This window comes from Streptomyces sp. NBC_00080, assembly GCF_045041255.1.
In the GTDB taxonomy this organism is placed as follows: domain Bacteria; phylum Actinomycetota; class Actinomycetes; order Streptomycetales; family Streptomycetaceae; genus Streptomyces; species Streptomyces coriariae.
In genome coordinates this window covers 6,155,243-6,171,763 of the sequence record NZ_CP108235.1, presented here as the reverse complement: position 1 = coordinate 6,171,763, position 16,521 = coordinate 6,155,243, and the positions used below count along the sequence as shown (strand labels likewise).

Here is a 16,521-nt window from a genome sequence, read left to right as displayed (position 1 = left end):
GGCCTTCGGGCTGTCGCTTGCCCAGTGTCGTTCAGTCCTTCGTGAGAGCGGTCGTACTCCTACCAAGAGTACGTGCCTCGGCCCCCGATGGTTCCCGCCGGCCGACCTCCTCCCGCTCCCGCGGCTCCCCGAAGAGCATCCGGCGCACGTCCGCGCGGGCCTGCCGGGCGGTCTCCCGGGCGGCGGCCAGGGTCTGCCGGGTGGCCCGGCCCACGCTGCGCGCGGCGCGGGCTGCGGGACGCAGCACGGCGTCCCGGACGACATGCCCGACCGGCGTGAGGACGGTCCGGTACGCCCAGCGCACGGGCTCCACGAAGATCCACCGGAGGAGGGTCCCGAGGAACCGTCCGACGGCCCGCGAGATCCGTCCGGCGATCCGCCAGGCGTGCCCGAGGGCCTCCCCCACCTCCCGCGCGACGACCGCCAGGAAACGGCCGACGGGGGCGAGCACCCAGCGCCACAGGGCGAGGACCGGCAGCACGACCAGGATCCGGGCGGTCCAGTACAGGACCAGGCCGATCCCGGTGACGAGCAGCGCCGCGAGCCGCCACACCCCGCGTGCGCACCAGGCGATCGCCCGCCCGACCGGCGCGAGGATCCACCGGTGGACCCAGCCGGCCGGCACGACGACGAGGTGGCGCACCAGCCACGCCACGACGGTGTACGCGCCGACGCCGACGGCCGCGAGAACGGCCCCGATCCCCTGCAGCAGCCACCGGCCCGCATGCCCGAGGGGCGTCAGCACGCGCGCGTACACCCACGCCAGCCCGGCCCCGATCCCGCGCGCCAGCCACGCGATCCCGTGCCCGACCGGAGTCAGGAGGTACCGGTAGGACCACACCACCGGCACCACGAGCAGCACCTTGACGAGCCACCCGAGCGCCCTGCCCACCGGGACGAGGGCATAGCGCCACAGCCCGATGAACGGCCAGACGAACAGCGCCTTCCCGAGCCACAGCAGGGCCCGTCCCAGCGGCCGGAGGACCGCGTCCCGCAGGAGCCGCCCCACCACGACGAGCGCGTCCCACACCATGCGCAGCGGCACGACCAGCACGAGCACGACGATCCGCACGGGCAGCCGGATCGCCACCACGAGGCACCCCTCGGGCGCCCGTACGGGCGGCTGCGCGGGCTGTCCGGCGGGCTGTCCGGCGCGCGGTTTCTCCAGGTCCATAACGACGTAGACGCTACAACCACCCCGGTGGATGCGCTGTTGAGGATGTGTCAGGCGCGGGTCACTTCTTCCGGGGCCGCGCCGCCTTCCCCGCCCGGGACGCCTTCGGACGGCGCTCCGGGCCGGCCGGCCGGGGGACGGCCTGGAGGTGGGGCGCGGAGAACTCGCGGTTGGTCCGCGTCTGCCGGCGGACGGCATCGGGCAGGTCCGGCATCGCCAGCAGGGTGTCGCACGCCCGGACGGCGGTCTGGTGGTCGCCGACCCAGTAGGCGCAGATGGAGTACTCGAAGAGAAGACCCCACCGGTACACCCAGGGCCTGGTGAACAGCAGGTCGTCGGGCTCACTCCGGCCGACGACCGCGCCGAGCAGCGCGTACGCGGTGTGGTATCGGCTCTGGAGCCGCAGCCGTGAGGCCAGTTCGTAGACGGCTTCGAGGCGGGCCGGGCGGGACTCCCAGGCGCGGGAGAACGCGTTCATGGCGCCGGGCCAGTCGTCCGCCTTGTCCGCCCGCAGGACCCCTGCCTCCAGCAGCGAGCAGTAGACCTCCTCGCCCCAGCCGCCGAGCTCGGCACGCCGCTCGTACAGGGCGATCGCCTCGTCCACATGGCCCAGGTCGCGTTCGGTGTTGGCGAGGTAGAAGACCGTGCGCGCGTTGGTGGGGTCGCGCTCCAACTCGCCCCGCAGCAGGCGCGCGTCGCGCTCGAACTTGTCGCTGCGGCAGCCGCCGTCCGCGTGGTCCTCGATGACGAGCGCCGCCAGGTTCTCCTGGCGGTCGGGGCCGTCGGTGCACGGGTACTCGTGGGTGACACCCTCGTAGCGCCAGGCCAGGTCGCCCCGCATGAGGTGCTTGAAGCGGTGCTGGGTGCCCGGGGTGTCGTACCGCAGCATGTACGAGCCCGCCGTGAGCCGGGGCAGCGGGGCGTCCTGGCGCATGACGTGGTCGGCGTCGAGCGTGAGCAGGTAGTCGGCCTTGCCGCGGGCGTGCTGGATGTTCAGCGTCCGGTTGTGCCCGAAGTCGACCCAGGGCTCCTCGTGGAGCTCGCCCGGAATGCCGTCGAGCACCTTGCGGATCAGGTCCTGAGTGCCATCGGTGGAACCGGTGTCGGAGATCACCCAGTAGTCGATGAGGGGCCGTACGGACTCCAGGCAGCGTTCGATCACACGCGACTCGTCCTTGACGATCATGCACAGGCACAGGGTCTGGTTCGTCACGGGCGTCAAGGTGACACAGGTCCGTCTCCCAGCCGCCCGCTCCACGCGGGGAGTACCCCATCAGCACGCACCTATTAGTCCGATACGTCGATAAAAAATATCTTTCGGACCTTGTGCCTCGCGGGAACCGGTCCGGTCAGGTCAAGCTCACCCTCAGGTTCGGGGAGCGCCCCGGCCGCTCGACGCAAGGAGCACTTGAATGCGCCCAGAGTTCGGACCGTACTCACTCCTCGGGCCGGTGGCCCGACACCGATGCAAGCGGGCCGGCATGGTGGCTTCGCTCGCCGTGATCCTGGCGGCCGGCGTGATCAGCCCGGCTGCGGCGGCGGCCCGCAGCGTCACCGACCGAGTGCAGGCGGAGCTCCCCTCCCCTGGCGGCAAGTGCAAGCCGGGGCACCACAAGCCGGACCACCACAAGCCGCGGGCGATCGAGGCCGGCGGCAAGGACAAGTGCAAGGGCCCGACGGGTCCCACCGGCCCCAAGGGTCCGAAGGGCCCCAAGGGTGACCACGGAGTCACCGGCGCGACCGGCCACACCGGACCGACGGGCGCCACGGGCGCCACGGGCGCGACCGGTGCGGACGGGATCGACGGGATCGACGGCGCGACCGGAGCCACGGGCGCGACCGGTGCGGACGGCATCGACGGCGTCACCGGAGCCACCGGCGCCGACGGCGTCGACGGCGCGACGGGAGCCACCGGCGCGACGGGAGCCACCGGCGCGACCGGTGCGGACGGCATCGACGGCGTCACCGGAGCCACCGGAGCCACGGGTACGAACGGCGTCGACGGCGCCACCGGTCCGACAGGTGCGACCGGAGCCACCGGGGCGACCGGCCCCTGTTCCGACATCGACGCCTCGCAGGACGCCAACGGCTTCGAGCTGAGGGTCGCGCTGACCGGCGGAGTGACGTACGCGGGCATCCACGACCTCCGCGTCACGCCTCAACCGTTCCTGTGGACGGACCTCAGCACCCACCCGAACTACCCCGCGGGCGGCCTGGACCCCGACGGACGTGACGTGGGCTTCGTCTGCGGAGCCGCCGTCAACGGGCACAACGCCAATGCCGGGAACCCCGTCAAGTTCGACGTCATGACCACCACCGGCCAGGTCTGGGAGACCACCTGCGTCGCGGTCGGCGTCACCAACCCGGCCACGCTGAACTGCAACGACGCCAACGGTCTGCCCAACCCCTGGACCAAGGTGACCCTCCAGCCGCTCGTCGGCGCCGTCAACGGCGGCTCGTGACGGACGCGGCACCACGCTGAAAGCGATGCCCGGAGGTCCGCCGTCCGACCTCCGGGCATGGTCGCGATACCCCGCAGGGCCGCCGCGCATCCTCAGTGGCTGTGCGCCGCGCTCCCCGCCGGCTGCTTCACCGTCAACGGCAGCAGTTTCTTGCCGGTCGGGCCGATCTGGATGTGGGTGTCCATCGCCGGGCACACCCCGCAGTCGAAGCAGGGCGTCCAGCGGCAGTCCTCGACCTCCGTCTCGTCGAGGGCGTCCTGCCAGTCCTCCCAGAGCCAGTCCTTGTCCAGGCCCGAGTCCAGGTGGTCCCAGGGCAGGACCTCCTCGTAGGACTTCTCCCGAGTCGTGTACCAGTCGACGTCCACGCCGAAGGCGGGCAGCGTCTTGTCCGCGCAGGCCATCCAGCGGTCGTAGGAGAAGTGCTCGCGCCAGCCGTCGAAGCGGCCGCCGTCCTCGTAGACGGCGCGGATGACGGCGCCGATACGGCGGTCACCGCGCGAGAGGAGACCCTCGACGATGCCCGGCTTGCCGTCGTGGTAGCGGAAGCCGATCGAGCGGCCGTACTTCTTGTCGCCCCGGATCTTGTCCCGCAGCTTCGTGAGACGCGCGTCGGTCTCCTCGGCGGAGAGCTGCGGCGCCCACTGGAACGGGGTGTGCGGCTTCGGCACGAACCCGCCGATCGAGACCGTGCAGCGGATGTCGTTCTGGCCGGAGACCTTGCGGCCCTCGGCGATCACCTTCATCGCCATGTCGGCGATCTGGAGGACGTCCTCGTCCGTCTCCGTCGGCAGACCGCACATGAAGTACAGCTTCACCTGACGCCAGCCGTTGCCGTACGCGGTGGAGACCGTCCGGATCAGGTCCTCTTCGGAGACCATCTTGTTGATGACCTTGCGCATGCGCTCCGAGCCGCCCTCGGGGGCGAAGGTCAGGCCGGACCGGCGGCCGTTGCGGGTCAGCTCGTTGGCCAGGTCGACGTTGAAGGCGTCCACGCGGGTGGAGGGGAGGGACAGGCCGATCTTGTCCTCCTCGTAGCGGTCCGCGAGCCCCTTCGCGACCTCGCCGATCTCGCTGTGGTCGGCGCTCGACAGCGAGAGCAGGCCGACCTCCTCGAAGCCGGTCGCCTTCAGGCCCTTCTCGACCATGTCGCCGATACCGGTGATCGACCGCTCGCGCACCGGGCGCGTGATCATGCCGGCCTGGCAGAAACGGCAGCCGCGGGTGCAGCCGCGGAAGATCTCCACCGACATGCGCTCGTGCACCGTCTCGGCGAGCGGGACCAGCGGCTGCTTGGGGTAGGGCCACTCGTCCAGGTCCATGACCGTGTGCTTCGACACGCGCCACGGAACGCCCGACTTGTTCGGCACCACACGGGCGATCCGGCCGTCGGGGAGGTACTCCACGTCGTAGAACCGCGGGATGTACACCGCGCCCGTCTTCGCGAGACGGAAGAGGACCTCTTCGCGGCCGCCCGGCCGGCCCTCCGCCTTCCACTCGCGGATGATCTTCGTCATGTCCAGCACGGCCTGCTCGCCGTCGCCGATGACCGCCGCGTCGATGAAGTCGGCGATCGGCTCGGGGTTGAAGGCCGCGTGACCGCCCGCCAGCACGATCGGGTCGTCGAGGCCGCGGTCCTTGGACTCCAGCGGGATGCCCGCGAGGTCCAGCGCCGTGAGCATGTTCGTGTAGCCCAGCTCCGTGGAGAAGGACAGTCCGAACACGTCGAAGGCCTTCACCGGCCGGTGGCCGTCCACGGTGAACTGCGGGACCGCGTGCTCCCGCATCAGCGCCTCCAGGTCCGGCCACACGCTGTACGTGCGCTCGGCCAGGACCCCCTCCTGCTCGTTCAGCACCTCGTAGAGGATCATGACGCCCTGGTTGGGCAGCCCGACCTCGTAGGCGTCCGGGTACATGAGCGCCCAGCGGACGTCGCAGGACTCCCAGGGCTTGACGGTGGAGTTGAGCTCGCCGCCCACGTACTGGATCGGCTTCTGCACATGCGGGAGCAAGGCTTCTAGCTGCGGGAAGACCGACTCGACAGACATCGCGGCATTACCTTCGTGAGCTGACGGGGACAGGGGTGACCATCAAGCGTAACCCGCTCGGCGGACTCCCCCGTCCGCGAAGCTCACGGCGCTAGACCTCCATCGAGCCGCTGGTCTTCTTCCACTCCGCCGGCAAGGCCTCCTCGACCCGCTCCGCGCGCCGCTCCTCACGGGCGTACAGCACGCCGTACGTGAAGGTGCTCTCCCCCGCCGCGTGCGCCACGGCGGACAGCTCCCGCAGGGTGGTGCGGGCCATGACGCTGTCCTGGTGGTCGCCGAGCAGACTCTGCAGCGACTTCATGGACTTGACCAGCGTCCTGGCCGTGCCGCCGAGGGCCGGGCCGGCCGTCTCGGCCGCGTACCGCGTCCGCTTGGCCTTCTTGCGGGCCTCGTGCAGCGCGAGATCGCGGTCGGTACCCGGCTCCTGCTCCATGGCCTCCTCGACCAGCGCGGACACCTTCCCGAAGTCCTTGCGTACGGCCTTGGCGAGCACCTTGTCCGGCTTCCTGCCGGCCGCCTTGAGCACCGGCGGGTCGGTGACCACGGCGTCCAGGCTGTCGAGGAGCGTCAGATAGCGCTGGGAGTCGAGTACGCCGAGCAGCCGGCGGCGGGACCCGTGCTCCCCGGCCTCGGCCCAGGTGCGCAGCCGTTCGCGGATCGGGCCGGAGACCAGGGTGGAGGGCAGTTCGTCGAGGGACGCGTCCAGCCGTTCGGCCAGCACCTCGTGGTCGCGGCCCACGCCCAGTTCCCCGGCCAGCCATTTCAGTTCGTCGGCGATCGGGTCGGTGACCTCCCGGTCCAGGACCTTGGGGAAGGATCGGAACGTGCTGCGCAGCCGGCGGGTGGCGACCCGCATGTCGTGGATCGACTCCTCGGCGTCCCGGCGCACGGCCGGGTCCAGCTCGACGATCGCGTCCCGCTGGGCACGGATGTACGCCAGGACGTGGTCGCCGGCGGTGACGGGCTCGGCGGGGCGCTTGTCCTTCGGTCGCGGATGCCCGCCCTTCGTCTCCGCCAGCGCCCGCGCCAGCTTCGACGCCGACTTCGACGGCCGTACGCCCGCCTTGCGCAGCCGCTTCTCCACCTTGTCGAGCAGGACCGGATCGCCGCCGTCGGCGAGCTCCACCTCGATCTCGGTCCACTGGGCGCTGCCCTCGCCGCCGAACTTCCGGTCCGCGCGTACGGCGTCCACGCTCGCCTCGGCGAGCAGCCGGCCCTGCGCGTCGACGAGTTCACGGATGTCCCGGCTGGAGCGCAGCCGCACCACGGGCACGAGCTGTCCCTCACGGACGCGGGAGCGGACCAGCCCGGCGAGCTCGTCGGGTACGGCGTCGGAGAGCGGGGCCCGGATCTCGTCCCGGACGCCGGGTCCCACCGGCAGCTTCAGATGCCAGCCGGCGTCGGAACCCCCGGTGCGGCGGCGCAGGGTGATCGAGGCAGAAGCCAGGCGCAGGTCGGAGGTGTCGTAATAGGTCGCGTCCAGCTCGGTGACGCCCTTGTCGAGAACGGACGCGACCCCGGCGACACCGGTCAGGTCGGGCAGCCCGCTCTCATCGGATTCGTACTTGCGCTCGATCTCGCGTTTCGTCTCCGTCATGAATCGAACCTAGTCGGAGTCGGGCCCGAACGGCAGTGTGCACCGGACCCGAATCACGACCCGACCAGGGGAAAACAGAAGGTCTGACGCTGTCTCGTGCCTCTCACGCCGACATGGGCCGCTGCACCCGGATGGACTGGAGCAACCCCAACGCCACCCAGACAGCGAACATCGACGTGCCGCCGTAGGAGACGAACGGCAGCGGCAGACCCGTCACCGGCATGATCCCCAGGGTCATCCCGATGTTCTCGAAGGACTGGAAGGCGAACCAGGCGACGATGCCCGCGGCGACGATCGTGCCGTACAGCTCCGTGGTCTCACGAGCTATGCGGCTGGCACGCCAGAGGATCACCCCGAGCAGGACGATGATCAGGCCCGCACCCATGAAGCCCAGTTCCTCGCCCGCGACGGTGAAGACGAAGTCCGTCTGCTGTTCCGGGACGAACTGGCCTGTCGTCTGCGAGCCGTGGAACAGCCCGGCGCCGGTGAGGCCGCCGGAGCCGATCGCGATCCGCGCCTGGTTGGTGTTGTAGCCGACGCCCGCGGGATCGAGGCTGGGGTTGGCGAAGGCGGCGAAGCGGGCGATCTGGTAGTCGTCCAGGATGTGCAGCTGCCAGACGGCGATCGCGCCGGCCGCGCCCGCACCGAGCAGTCCGAAGACCCAGCGGTTGGAGGCGCCGGAGGCCAGCAGCACACCCAGCACGATCATCACCATGACCATGACCGACCCGAGGTCGGGCATCAGCATCACGATCAGCATGGGGACGGCCGCGAGCCCGAGGGCCTGGAGCACCGTGCGGTGGTCGGGGTAGAGCTTGTCGCCGGCGTCGACCCGGGCCGCGAGCAGCATCGCCATGCCCAGGATGATCGTGATCTTCACGAACTCCGAGGGCTGGAGCGAGAAACCGCCGCCGACCACGATCCAGGAGTGCGCGCCGTTGACCGTCGATCCCAGCGGCGTCAGCACCGCCAGGATCCCCATGAGCGAGAGGCCGTAGAGGACCGGCACGGCGTTGCGCAGGGTGCGGTGGCCGAGCCAGATCGTGCCGATCATCAGGCACATGCCGATACCGGTGTTCATCAGATGCCGGACGAGGAAGTAGTACGGGTCGCCCTGGTTGATCTCGGTGCGGTTGCGGGTCGCCGAGTAGACCAGGAGCGAGCCGATCAGCGACAGGGCGATCGCCGACATCAGTATCGGCCAGTCCAGCCGCCGGGCCAGCGAGTCACGGGCGAAGACCCGGGTCCAGCCGGCCCGCTCGGGCCCGTATCCGGAGACGGAGAAACCGTTCGCGCCGGTCATGTGCACATCCTCCGGCTTCCCCTCTTCCGCCGTCGCCGGCGGGTGTCGCGGTTGGTGCCCGTGTTCTGCTGCACGGTGGCACCCGGCTGCGTCTCGTCCGGCTCCGGCGCGCCCTCCTGGCTGACGCGCTGCTCCTTCGCCGGGTCCTTGGAGACCTTCGGGGCCTTGATCGTGCCGTCCGCCTGGACCTTCGGCAGGCTGGTCTGCGGGGTGGGCAGCAGGGCGTTCTTCTTGTCGACCTTGCCGTCGTCGGCGACGCCGTACATCGCGTTGTAGATGTGCCGCACGGCCTCACCGGAGGCGCCCGAACCGGTACCGGCCTGCGCGATCGTCATCACGACCGTGTAGTCCTTGCTGTACGTGGCGAGCCAGGACGTCGTCTGCTTGCCGTAGACCTCAGCGGTACCGGTCTTGGCGTGCAGCGGGATCTCCTCCTGCGGCCAGCCGCCGAACTTCCAGGCGGCGGTACCGCGCGTGACCACGCCCTCCAGCGCGGCGTCCATGCCCTTGATCGTCGCCTTGTCGACCGGCAGCTTGCCCTGGACCTTGGGCTTGATCTCCTGGACGGTCTTGCCGTCGGCGCTGACGATCGCCTTGCCGATGGTCGGGGTGTACATCGTGCCGCCGTTGGCGAGCGCCCCGTAGATCACGGCCTCCTGGATCGGGGTGACGAGGGTGTCGCCCTGACCGATGGAGTAGTTGATCGAGTCGCCCTCGCGCATCTTGTTGCCCTCGAGGCAGTTCTCGTACGCGATCTTCTCGACGTAACTGCCGTCCTTCTTGCCGTACTTGCACCAGGAGTCCTTGTTGGCCTTCCAGTAGGACTCCTTCCACTGACGGTCCGGGACCCGGCCGGTGACCTCGTTGGGCAGGTCGATGCCGGTCTCCTTGCCGAGACCGAACTGGTGGGCGGCCTTGTAGAAGTAGTCCTTGGGCTCACCCTTGGCCGGGTTGATGCCGCCGTCCTTCTTCCACTCCCGGTCCGCGAGACCGTAGAAGACGGTGTCGCAGGAGACCTCCAGGGCCCGGCCGAGGGAGATCGGGCCGAAGCTCTCGCCCTCGAAGTTCTTGAAGACCTGGCCGCCCACCGAGTACGAGCTGGTGCACGGGTAGCCGCCGTCCCACTCGTAGCCCGCCTCGACCGCGGCGGCCGTGGAGACCACCTTGAAGGTCGAACCGGGCGCGGACTGACCCTGTATGGCCCGGTTCAGCAGCGGGTAGTCGGAGTTCTTCCCGGTGAGCTTCTTGTAGTCCTTGGCGGAGATGCCGCCGACCCAGACGTTGGGGTCGTAGGCCGGCGCGGACGCCATGGCGACGACACGGCCGGTCTTGGCCTCCATCACCACGACCGCTCCGGAGTCGGCCTTGTAGTTCTCGCCGGTGATCTTGTCGAACTGGGTGCGGGCGATCTTCATCGCGTTGTTCAGCTCGTACTCGGCGACCCGCTGGACGCGGGCGTCGATGCTGGTGACGAGGTTGGAGCCGGGCTGGGCCGCGTCCGCCTCGGCCTGGCCGATGACACGGCCGAGGTTGTCCACCTCGTAGCGGGTGACGCCGGCCTTGCCGCGCAGTTCCTTGTCGTACTGGCGCTCCAGGCCGCTGCGGCCGACCTGGTCGGAGCGCAGATACGGCGAGTCGGTGTCCTGGGCCTTGGTGATCTCGTCGTCCGTCACCGGGGAGAGATAACCGAGGACCTGTGCGGTGTTGGCGTTCCCGGGGGCCGCGTAACGGCGTACGGCCTCGGGCTCGGCGGTGATGCCGGGGAAGTCCTCGGCGCGCTCGCGGATCTGGAGGGCCTGCTTGGCGGTGGCCTCGTCGGTGATCGGGATCGGCTGGTAGGGCGAGCCGTTCCAGCAGGGCTGGGGCGTCTTCGCGTCACACAGCCGGACCTTCTGCTCGACCTCCTCGGGCTTCATGCCGAGGACACCCGCGAGCTTGGTCAGGACCGCCTTGCCGTCGTCCTTCTGCTTCAGCAGGTCGGTGCGGGAGGCGGAGACCACGAGCCGCGTCTCGTTGTCGGCGAGGGCCACTCCGCGCGCGTCCAGGATCGAGCCGCGCACGGCGGGCTCGACGACCTGCTGGACGTGGTTGCCGGAGGCCTCCTTGGCGTACTCCGCGCCCTCCCGGATCTGGAGGTACCACAGGCGGCCGCCGAGGGTGCCGAGCAGGGAGAGGACGAGGATCTGGATCACGACGAGCCTGATCTGGACCCGTGGGGTCCGACCGGTCTCGGGAATGTTGGTCACTGCGGTGCCTCCCCCTCTCCGTACCCGGAGTCGGTACGCGATCGTGTGTGCGCGGACGAATGATGAACGATCAGCCTGTGAGGCCTCGTTCCGGCAGAAGCTCCCCGTTCGGGTGATCCATCCCCTGGCGCGCTCCACGCACCGGCGCCCGCGCTCACAGCCGCTTGACCCCCTTGATCCGGCCGGCGCGCGCCCCGCGTGAGCGGGCCGCCTTCAGCTTCAGTCCGTTGCGCTGCCCGCCGATCCTGAGACCCGTCCCGGAGGAGAGCCAGCCGGACGAGATGTCCGGGCTCTTGGCGGCGGAGTTGGTCTCCGCGAGGGGATCGTTGTCGGCGCGCCGCGCCAGGAACATGACCGCGGGGACGACGAACGGGGCCAGCAGCAGGTCGTACAGCCCCGCCGTGAACAGCAGCCCGGTGAGGCCGACATGGCGGGCCGCCGTGTCACCGACGAGGGCGCCCACCCCGGCGTACAGCAGGGTGGAGCCGATCGCGGCGCCGACGACCACGACCATCGGGCCGGTGGCCGACTTGATCTGCCCGCTCTCGGGCTTGATGAGCCCGGCGAGGTAGCCGATCACGCACAGCACGAGGGCGTAGCGCCCGGCCGCGTGGTCGGCGGGCGGCGCGAGGTCGGCGAGCAGACCGGCGCCGAAGCCGATGAGGGCGCCGCCGACATGGCCGTAGACCATGGCGAGGCCCAGCACGGTGAGCAGGAGGAGGTCGGGGACGGCGCCGGGGAGGTGGAGGCGGGCGAGGACGCTCACCTGGATCACCAGGGCGACGACGACCAGCGGGACGGAGAGCAGGATCCGGTTGACGCGCATGGGGTTGTCAGCTCCTACTGCTGCTGGCCGTCTACGGGTGCGTTCGCGTTCGGAGTGACCGTCACGGTCACCGTCGGCGTGGGGACCGGTTTGGGCTTCGAGGGGAGCACGGTGTCGCGCGGATCCTTCTTCGGAGCCTCGACGACCACGCCCACGATGTCGAGCTTGGTGAAGCTGACGTACGGCGTGACGTAGAGGGTGCGGGTGAGGTCGCCGCCGGAGGGGTCGACGCGGGAGACGACGCCGACGGGGACGCCGGGCACGAAGGGCTTGTCGGCCTGCGAGCCGAAGGTGACCAGCCGGTCGCCCTTCTTCACCTCGGCCTTGCCGTTGAGGAGTTCGACGCGCAGCGGCCGGTCGCCCTGTCCGGAGGCGAAACCGAGCTCGTCGGACGCCTCCATCCGGGTGCCGACGGTGAAGTCGGGGTCGCTGGCCAGGAGGACGGTCGCGGTGTTGGGCCCGACGGTGGTGACCCGCCCGACCAGGCCGTCCCCGTTGAGGACCGTCATGTCGCGCTTGACGCCGTCGTTCGCGCCGACGTCGATGGTGATGGTCCAGGAGAAGCCCTGGGCCGCTCCTATCGCGATGACCTCGGCGCCCTTGATGCCGTACTGGCCCGTGCCGGCGATCTTCAGCATCTTGTCGAGCTGCGCCAGCCGGCTTCGGTTGCGGTCGTCGCTGCCGAGCTTCGCCTTGAGAGCCGCGTTCTCCTTCTCCAGGTCGGTGAGCCGGTCGTGGCGTTCACCGGAGTCCCGGACGGCGGAGACGGCGTTGCCGACGGGATCCACCGCCGACGACACGCCGTTCTCGATCGGACCGAAGGCCGCGGCCGCGGCCTGCCGGGCACCGTCGACCGGGGAATCCTCCCCACCGCGGATGTCCACCGTGATCAGCGCGAACGCTACGGCGATCAGCAGCACCAGGAGCAGCCGGCTCTCTCGTGTGTCCCTCACGTGCGGCGGCCGTGCCCTTCCTCGAGAAAAAACCAAGAACAGGAATCAGGAAGCAGGATCTGGAATTGGGGTAGCCCCGGGCCAAGATGACCAAGGGCGCTTTGTGGGAGCTTATGCCTCAATATCAACGATCCGCCGCACGAGAGGAGATCATCCCGTACGGCGGAATCGAAGCGTTACGTCATCTGCGGGGCGCGGCGTCCAGGACCTGCTGGAGCGCCTCGAACTCCTCGACACACTTCCCGGAGCCGAGCGCCACGCTGTCCAGCGGGTCCTCGGCGATGTGGATGGGCATGCCGGTCTCCCGGCGCAGCCGCTCGTCCAGACCGCGCAGCAGGGCTCCGCCGCCGGTCAGAACGATTCCTCGGTCCATGATGTCGCCGGACAGCTCCGGCGGGCACTTGTCGAGGGTGGTCTTCACGGCGTCGACGATCGCGTTGACGGGTTCCTCGATCGCCTTGCGCACCTCGGCGGCCGAGATGACTACGGTCTTGGGCAGCCCGGACACGAGGTCCCGGCCGCGGATTTCGGTGTGCTGGTCGTCGTCGAGGTCGTAGGCCGAACCGATCGTGATCTTGATCTGTTCGGCCGTCCGCTCACCGAGGAGGAGGCTGTACTCCTTCTTGATGTGCTGGATGATCGCGTTGTCCAGTTCATCGCCCGCGACGCGGATGGACTGGGCGGTGACGATGCCGCCGAGCGAGATGACCGCGACCTCCGTGGTGCCACCGCCGATGTCCACCACCATGTTGCCCGTGGCCTCGTGGACCGGCAGGCCGGAGCCGATGGCCGCGGCCATGGGCTCCTCGATGATGTGCACCTGACGGGCGCCGGCCTGGGTCGACGCCTCGATGACGGCGCGGCGCTCGACGCCCGTGATGCCCGAGGGCACGCAGACGACGACCCGCGGACGAGCCAGATACCGCCGCTTGTGGATCTTCAGGATGAAGTAGCGGAGCATCCGCTCGGTGATCTCGAAGTCGGCGATCACGCCGTCCTTCAGCGGACGCACGGCAACGATGTTGCCGGGCGTGCGCCCGATCATCTTCTTCGCTTCGGCGCCGACCGCGAGGATGCCACCGGTGTTGGTGTTGATCGCGACGACGGACGGCTCGTTGAGTACGATCCCGCGACCCCTGACGTACACCAGCGTGTTGGCGGTCCCGAGGTCGACAGCCATGTCACGGCCGATGAACGACATTGAGTTCCCCATCAGGATTCGACTGGCCTTCCATGAGCTTTGAGGGCTTATCAGGTCGGCGAGGTGGGTGCTGTGACGTGAAGGCTTCCATCGTAAACGCGCCTGCACGAACACTGCGGAGCGGTCTCCGCCATTGTTTGCAGATGCTGTGAGGGTTCGCTTCTGGAGACGGGCGTTCGGGGACTCACGTTCCCTCGATCGCCCGCTTCAGCCGCTCCGGACGCCGTCGGATCAGGCTCGGCCGGGGAAGAAGATCTTCACCTCGCGCTCGGCGGACTCCTCGGAGTCGGAGGCGTGGATCAGGTTCTCGCGGACGATCACACCGTAGTCGCCGCGGATGGAGCCGGGGGCCGCGGCGATCGGGTCGGTCGGACCCGCGAGCGCGCGCACGCCCTCGATGACCCGGTCGCCCTCGACGATCAGCGCGACGACCGGACCGGAGGCCATGAACTCCACCAGCGGCTCGTAGAAGGGCTTGCCCTTGTGCTCGCCGTAGTGCTGTTCCAGCGTGTCCTGGTCCAGGGTCCGCAGCTCCAGCGCGGTGATCTGCCAGCCGGCCTTGCGCTCGATACGGCTGATGATCTCGCCGGTCAGGCCACGACGGACGGCGTCGGGCTTGAGCAGGACGAGGGTGCGCTGGCTCACGAGGTGACTCCTTCTACTGCCGGTGTGTTTCTCATGCCGGTGTGTGCGGTGGGATGAGGTTACAGGGCGTGTCCTGACACCTGTTACGCAGCGTCAGCGGTATCCGCAGAGGCTGCGGCGGCCTGTGCGGCGAATCGCGCCTTCGCCTCGTCGACCTTCCGCCCGAAGTGCACGGACGCCCACCACAGGGCCCCGAACAGCACCCCCAGGAAGAACATGATCGGGACGAAGAAGCCGGACGCGACAAGGGCGATCTGGAGCGCCCAGCCGAGGGCGACGCCCCCGGGCCGGGTGACCATGCCGCACAGCAGCACGCTGAAGAACATGGCGATGCCGCACACCGTCCACACCGTGCCGGTGGACAGGTCGGCGTCCTTCATGGCGACCAGACCGGCGAAGCCGATGACGAAGAACTCGCCGATCAAGGTCGAGGAGCAGAGCGTACGCATGGGGGACCTCAGCCCTTTCCGAGAAGCAGTCGGGCCTCGCCGACCGTGATGACGGAACCGGTGACCAGCACCGCGCCACCCGCGAACTCGCCCTCCTCCTCGGCGAGCGTGACCGCCGCCTCCAGAGCGTCGGGCAGCCTCGGCTCGACCTGGACGCGGTCGTCACCGAACACCTCGACGGCGATCGCGGCCAGTTCGTCGGCGTCCATCGCGCGATGGCTGGAGTTCTGCGTGACGACGACCTCGGCGAAGATCGGCTCGAAGGCCTCCAGGAGGCCCCGCACGTTCTTGTCGCCGCTGGCCCCGACCACACCGATCAGCCGGCTGAAGTCGAATGCCTCGCCGACGGCCTCGGCGGTCGCCCGCGCGCCGGCCGGATTGTGGGCGGCGTCGAGGACCACGGTCGGGGAGCGCCGTACGACCTCGAGGCGGCCCGGCGAGGAGACGGCCGCGAAGGCCTTGCGGACCGTGTCGATGTCGAGCGGCTCGGGGCGCTGCGAGCCGACGCCGAAGAACGCCTCGACGGCGGCGAGCGCGACGGCCGCGTTGTGCGCCTGGTAGGGGCCGTGCAGGGGCAGGTACACCTCGGGGTACTCGCCGCCCAGGCCGCGCAGCGTCACCATTTGTCCGCCGACGGCGACCTGGCGGGCGACGACCCCGAACTCCAGCCCTTCCCGGGCCACGGTCGCGTCGACCTCGACGGCCTTCTTCAGCAGCACCTGGGCCGCGTCGACCGGCTGCTGGGCCAGGATGACGGTGGCGTCCTGCTTGATGATCCCGCCCTTCTCGGCGGCGATCTCGGCGGTCGTCTCCCCGAGCCGGTCGGTGTGGTCCAGGTCGATGGGCGTCACGACGGCGACGTCCCCGTCGATCACGTTGGTCGCGTCCCACGAGCCGCCCATCCCCACCTCCACGACGGCGACGTCGACCGGCGCGTCCGAGAAGGCGGCGTACGCCATGCCGGTGAGCACCTCGAAGAAGGACAGCCGGTACTCCTGCATGCCGTCGACCATCTCGACGTACGCCTTGATGTCGTCGTAGGTCTCGATGAACCGCTCGGCGGAGATCGGCGCGCCGTCCAGGCTGATCCGCTCGGTGATCGACTGGACGTGCGGGGAGGTGTACCGGCCCGTGCGCAGGTCGAAGGCGCCCAGCAGGGCCTCGACCATGCGGGCGGTGGAGGTCTTGCCGTTGGTCCCGGTGATGTGGATCGAGGGGTACGACCGCTGCGGGTCCCCCAGCACGTCCATCAGCGCGGCGATGCGGTCGACCGAGGGCTCCAGCTTGGTCTCGCCCCAGCGGGTGGCCAGCTCCGCCTCGACCTCGCGCAGGGCCTTGTCGACCTCGGGGTCCTCAGGACGCGTGGGCACATCGGCCTGGGGCGCGCCGCCCTGGGTGCGCAGGGTGCGGCTGCCGGCTTCGATGACCGCGAGATCGGGGTCGCGGTCGGTCTCCTCCGCGATGATCTCGTCGAAGGGATCGAGGGGGTCGGGCAGGTCGTCTTGGTTGCCGTTCGGGGGGAGCTCGCTCACGGGGCCAGTCTACGGACGGCCGGTGACAGACGTAGGCGAAGGCCCCCGGAACCGTGACGGTCCCGGGGGCCTTCGTCGTCGGGCGTCG

General features: G+C 69.8%; 13 protein-coding genes. 1 reads left to right on the top strand and 12 read right to left on the bottom strand.

Annotation, left to right across the window (positions count from 1 at the left end; all coding sequences use genetic code 11):
- Positions 1-31: 31 nt before the first annotated feature.
- On the bottom strand, positions 32-1,174 hold the full coding sequence (locus OHU34_RS27590) for a hypothetical protein (RefSeq protein ID WP_230195736.1): 1,143 nt from the start codon (positions 1,172-1,174) through the stop codon (positions 32-34).
- 61 nt (positions 1,175-1,235) lie between these two features.
- Positions 1,236-2,387, bottom strand: a complete 1,152-nt coding sequence (locus OHU34_RS27585) for a glycosyltransferase (RefSeq protein WP_142264305.1) — start codon at positions 2,385-2,387, stop codon at positions 1,236-1,238.
- 199 nt (positions 2,388-2,586) lie between these two features.
- Here OHU34_RS27585 and OHU34_RS27580 point away from each other — a divergent pair, with 199 nt between their 5' ends.
- Positions 2,587-3,636 (top strand): hypothetical protein, encoded by a 1,050-nt coding sequence (locus tag OHU34_RS27580; protein WP_405768801.1) that lies wholly within the window; start codon positions 2,587-2,589, stop codon positions 3,634-3,636.
- A gap of 92 nt (positions 3,637-3,728) precedes the next feature.
- On the opposite strand, the gene OHU34_RS27575 is transcribed toward OHU34_RS27580, so the two are convergent.
- The 10 genes from OHU34_RS27575 to OHU34_RS27530 all read right to left on the bottom strand — a co-directional run bounded on the left by OHU34_RS27575 (position 3,729) and on the right by OHU34_RS27530 (position 16,433).
- Positions 3,729-5,681, bottom strand: a complete 1,953-nt coding sequence (locus OHU34_RS27575) for a TIGR03960 family B12-binding radical SAM protein (RefSeq protein WP_054244919.1) — start codon at positions 5,679-5,681, stop codon at positions 3,729-3,731.
- Positions 5,682-5,772: 91 nt separating this feature from the next.
- Complete coding sequence (locus OHU34_RS27570; RefSeq protein ID WP_405768798.1) at positions 5,773-7,278, bottom strand: CHAD domain-containing protein; 1,506 nt, start codon at positions 7,276-7,278, stop codon at positions 5,773-5,775.
- A gap of 103 nt (positions 7,279-7,381) precedes the next feature.
- The gene (rodA, locus tag OHU34_RS27565) at positions 7,382-8,581 is read right to left on the bottom strand and encodes a rod shape-determining protein RodA (protein ID WP_142264308.1); all 1,200 of its coding nucleotides are present in this window, start codon (positions 8,579-8,581) and stop codon (positions 7,382-7,384) included.
- On the bottom strand, positions 8,578-10,827 hold the full coding sequence (gene mrdA / locus OHU34_RS27560; RefSeq protein WP_142264309.1) for a penicillin-binding protein 2: 2,250 nt from the start codon (positions 10,825-10,827) through the stop codon (positions 8,578-8,580). Before mrdA ends, rodA begins: the two co-directional genes overlap by 4 nt.
- A 154-nt stretch (positions 10,828-10,981) precedes the next feature.
- A complete protein-coding gene (mreD, locus tag OHU34_RS27555; RefSeq protein ID WP_020127818.1) occupies positions 10,982-11,653 on the bottom strand; it encodes a rod shape-determining protein MreD in 672 nt (223 codons plus the stop codon).
- A 14-nt stretch (positions 11,654-11,667) separates the two neighbouring features.
- Entirely contained in the window at positions 11,668-12,606 is a 939-nt protein-coding gene (gene mreC / locus OHU34_RS27550) for a rod shape-determining protein MreC (RefSeq protein ID WP_020127819.1), read from the bottom strand.
- A 181-nt stretch (positions 12,607-12,787) separates the two neighbouring features.
- Positions 12,788-13,807, bottom strand: coding sequence for a rod shape-determining protein (locus OHU34_RS27545; protein WP_020127820.1), 1,020 nt, complete (start codon positions 13,805-13,807; stop codon positions 12,788-12,790).
- 231 nt (positions 13,808-14,038) lie between these two features.
- Positions 14,039-14,452, bottom strand: a complete 414-nt coding sequence (gene ndk / locus OHU34_RS27540; protein WP_054244926.1) for a nucleoside-diphosphate kinase — start codon at positions 14,450-14,452, stop codon at positions 14,039-14,041.
- Between the two features lie 83 nt (positions 14,453-14,535).
- Positions 14,536-14,901, bottom strand: coding sequence for a DUF4233 domain-containing protein (locus OHU34_RS27535; RefSeq protein ID WP_020127822.1), 366 nt, complete (start codon positions 14,899-14,901; stop codon positions 14,536-14,538).
- Between the two features lie 8 nt (positions 14,902-14,909).
- A complete protein-coding gene (locus tag OHU34_RS27530) occupies positions 14,910-16,433 on the bottom strand; it encodes a folylpolyglutamate synthase/dihydrofolate synthase family protein (RefSeq protein ID WP_142264310.1) in 1,524 nt (507 codons plus the stop codon).
- Between the last annotated feature and the right edge of the window lie 88 nt (positions 16,434-16,521).

Excerpts from the sequence above, each read along its gene's own strand:
- OHU34_RS27590 (WP_230195736.1), bottom strand. The coding sequence starts at position 1,174 with ATGGACCTGGAGAAACCGCGCGCCGGACAGCCCGCCGGACAGCCCGCG.
- OHU34_RS27580 (WP_405768801.1), top strand. The coding sequence starts at position 2,587 with ATGCGCCCAGAGTTCGGACCGTACTCACTCCTCGGGCCGGTGGCCCGA.
- OHU34_RS27575 (WP_054244919.1), bottom strand. The coding sequence starts at position 5,681 with ATGTCTGTCGAGTCGGTCTTCCCGCAGCTAGAAGCCTTGCTCCCGCAT.
- OHU34_RS27570 (WP_405768798.1), bottom strand. The coding sequence starts at position 7,278 with ATGACGGAGACGAAACGCGAGATCGAGCGCAAGTACGAATCCGATGAG.
- rodA (WP_142264308.1), bottom strand. The coding sequence starts at position 8,581 with ATGACCGGCGCGAACGGTTTCTCCGTCTCCGGATACGGGCCCGAGCGG.
- mreD (WP_020127818.1), bottom strand. The coding sequence starts at position 11,653 with ATGCGCGTCAACCGGATCCTGCTCTCCGTCCCGCTGGTCGTCGTCGCC.
- OHU34_RS27545 (WP_020127820.1), bottom strand. The coding sequence starts at position 13,807 with ATGTCGTTCATCGGCCGTGACATGGCTGTCGACCTCGGGACCGCCAAC.
- OHU34_RS27535 (WP_020127822.1), bottom strand. The coding sequence starts at position 14,901 with ATGCGTACGCTCTGCTCCTCGACCTTGATCGGCGAGTTCTTCGTCATC.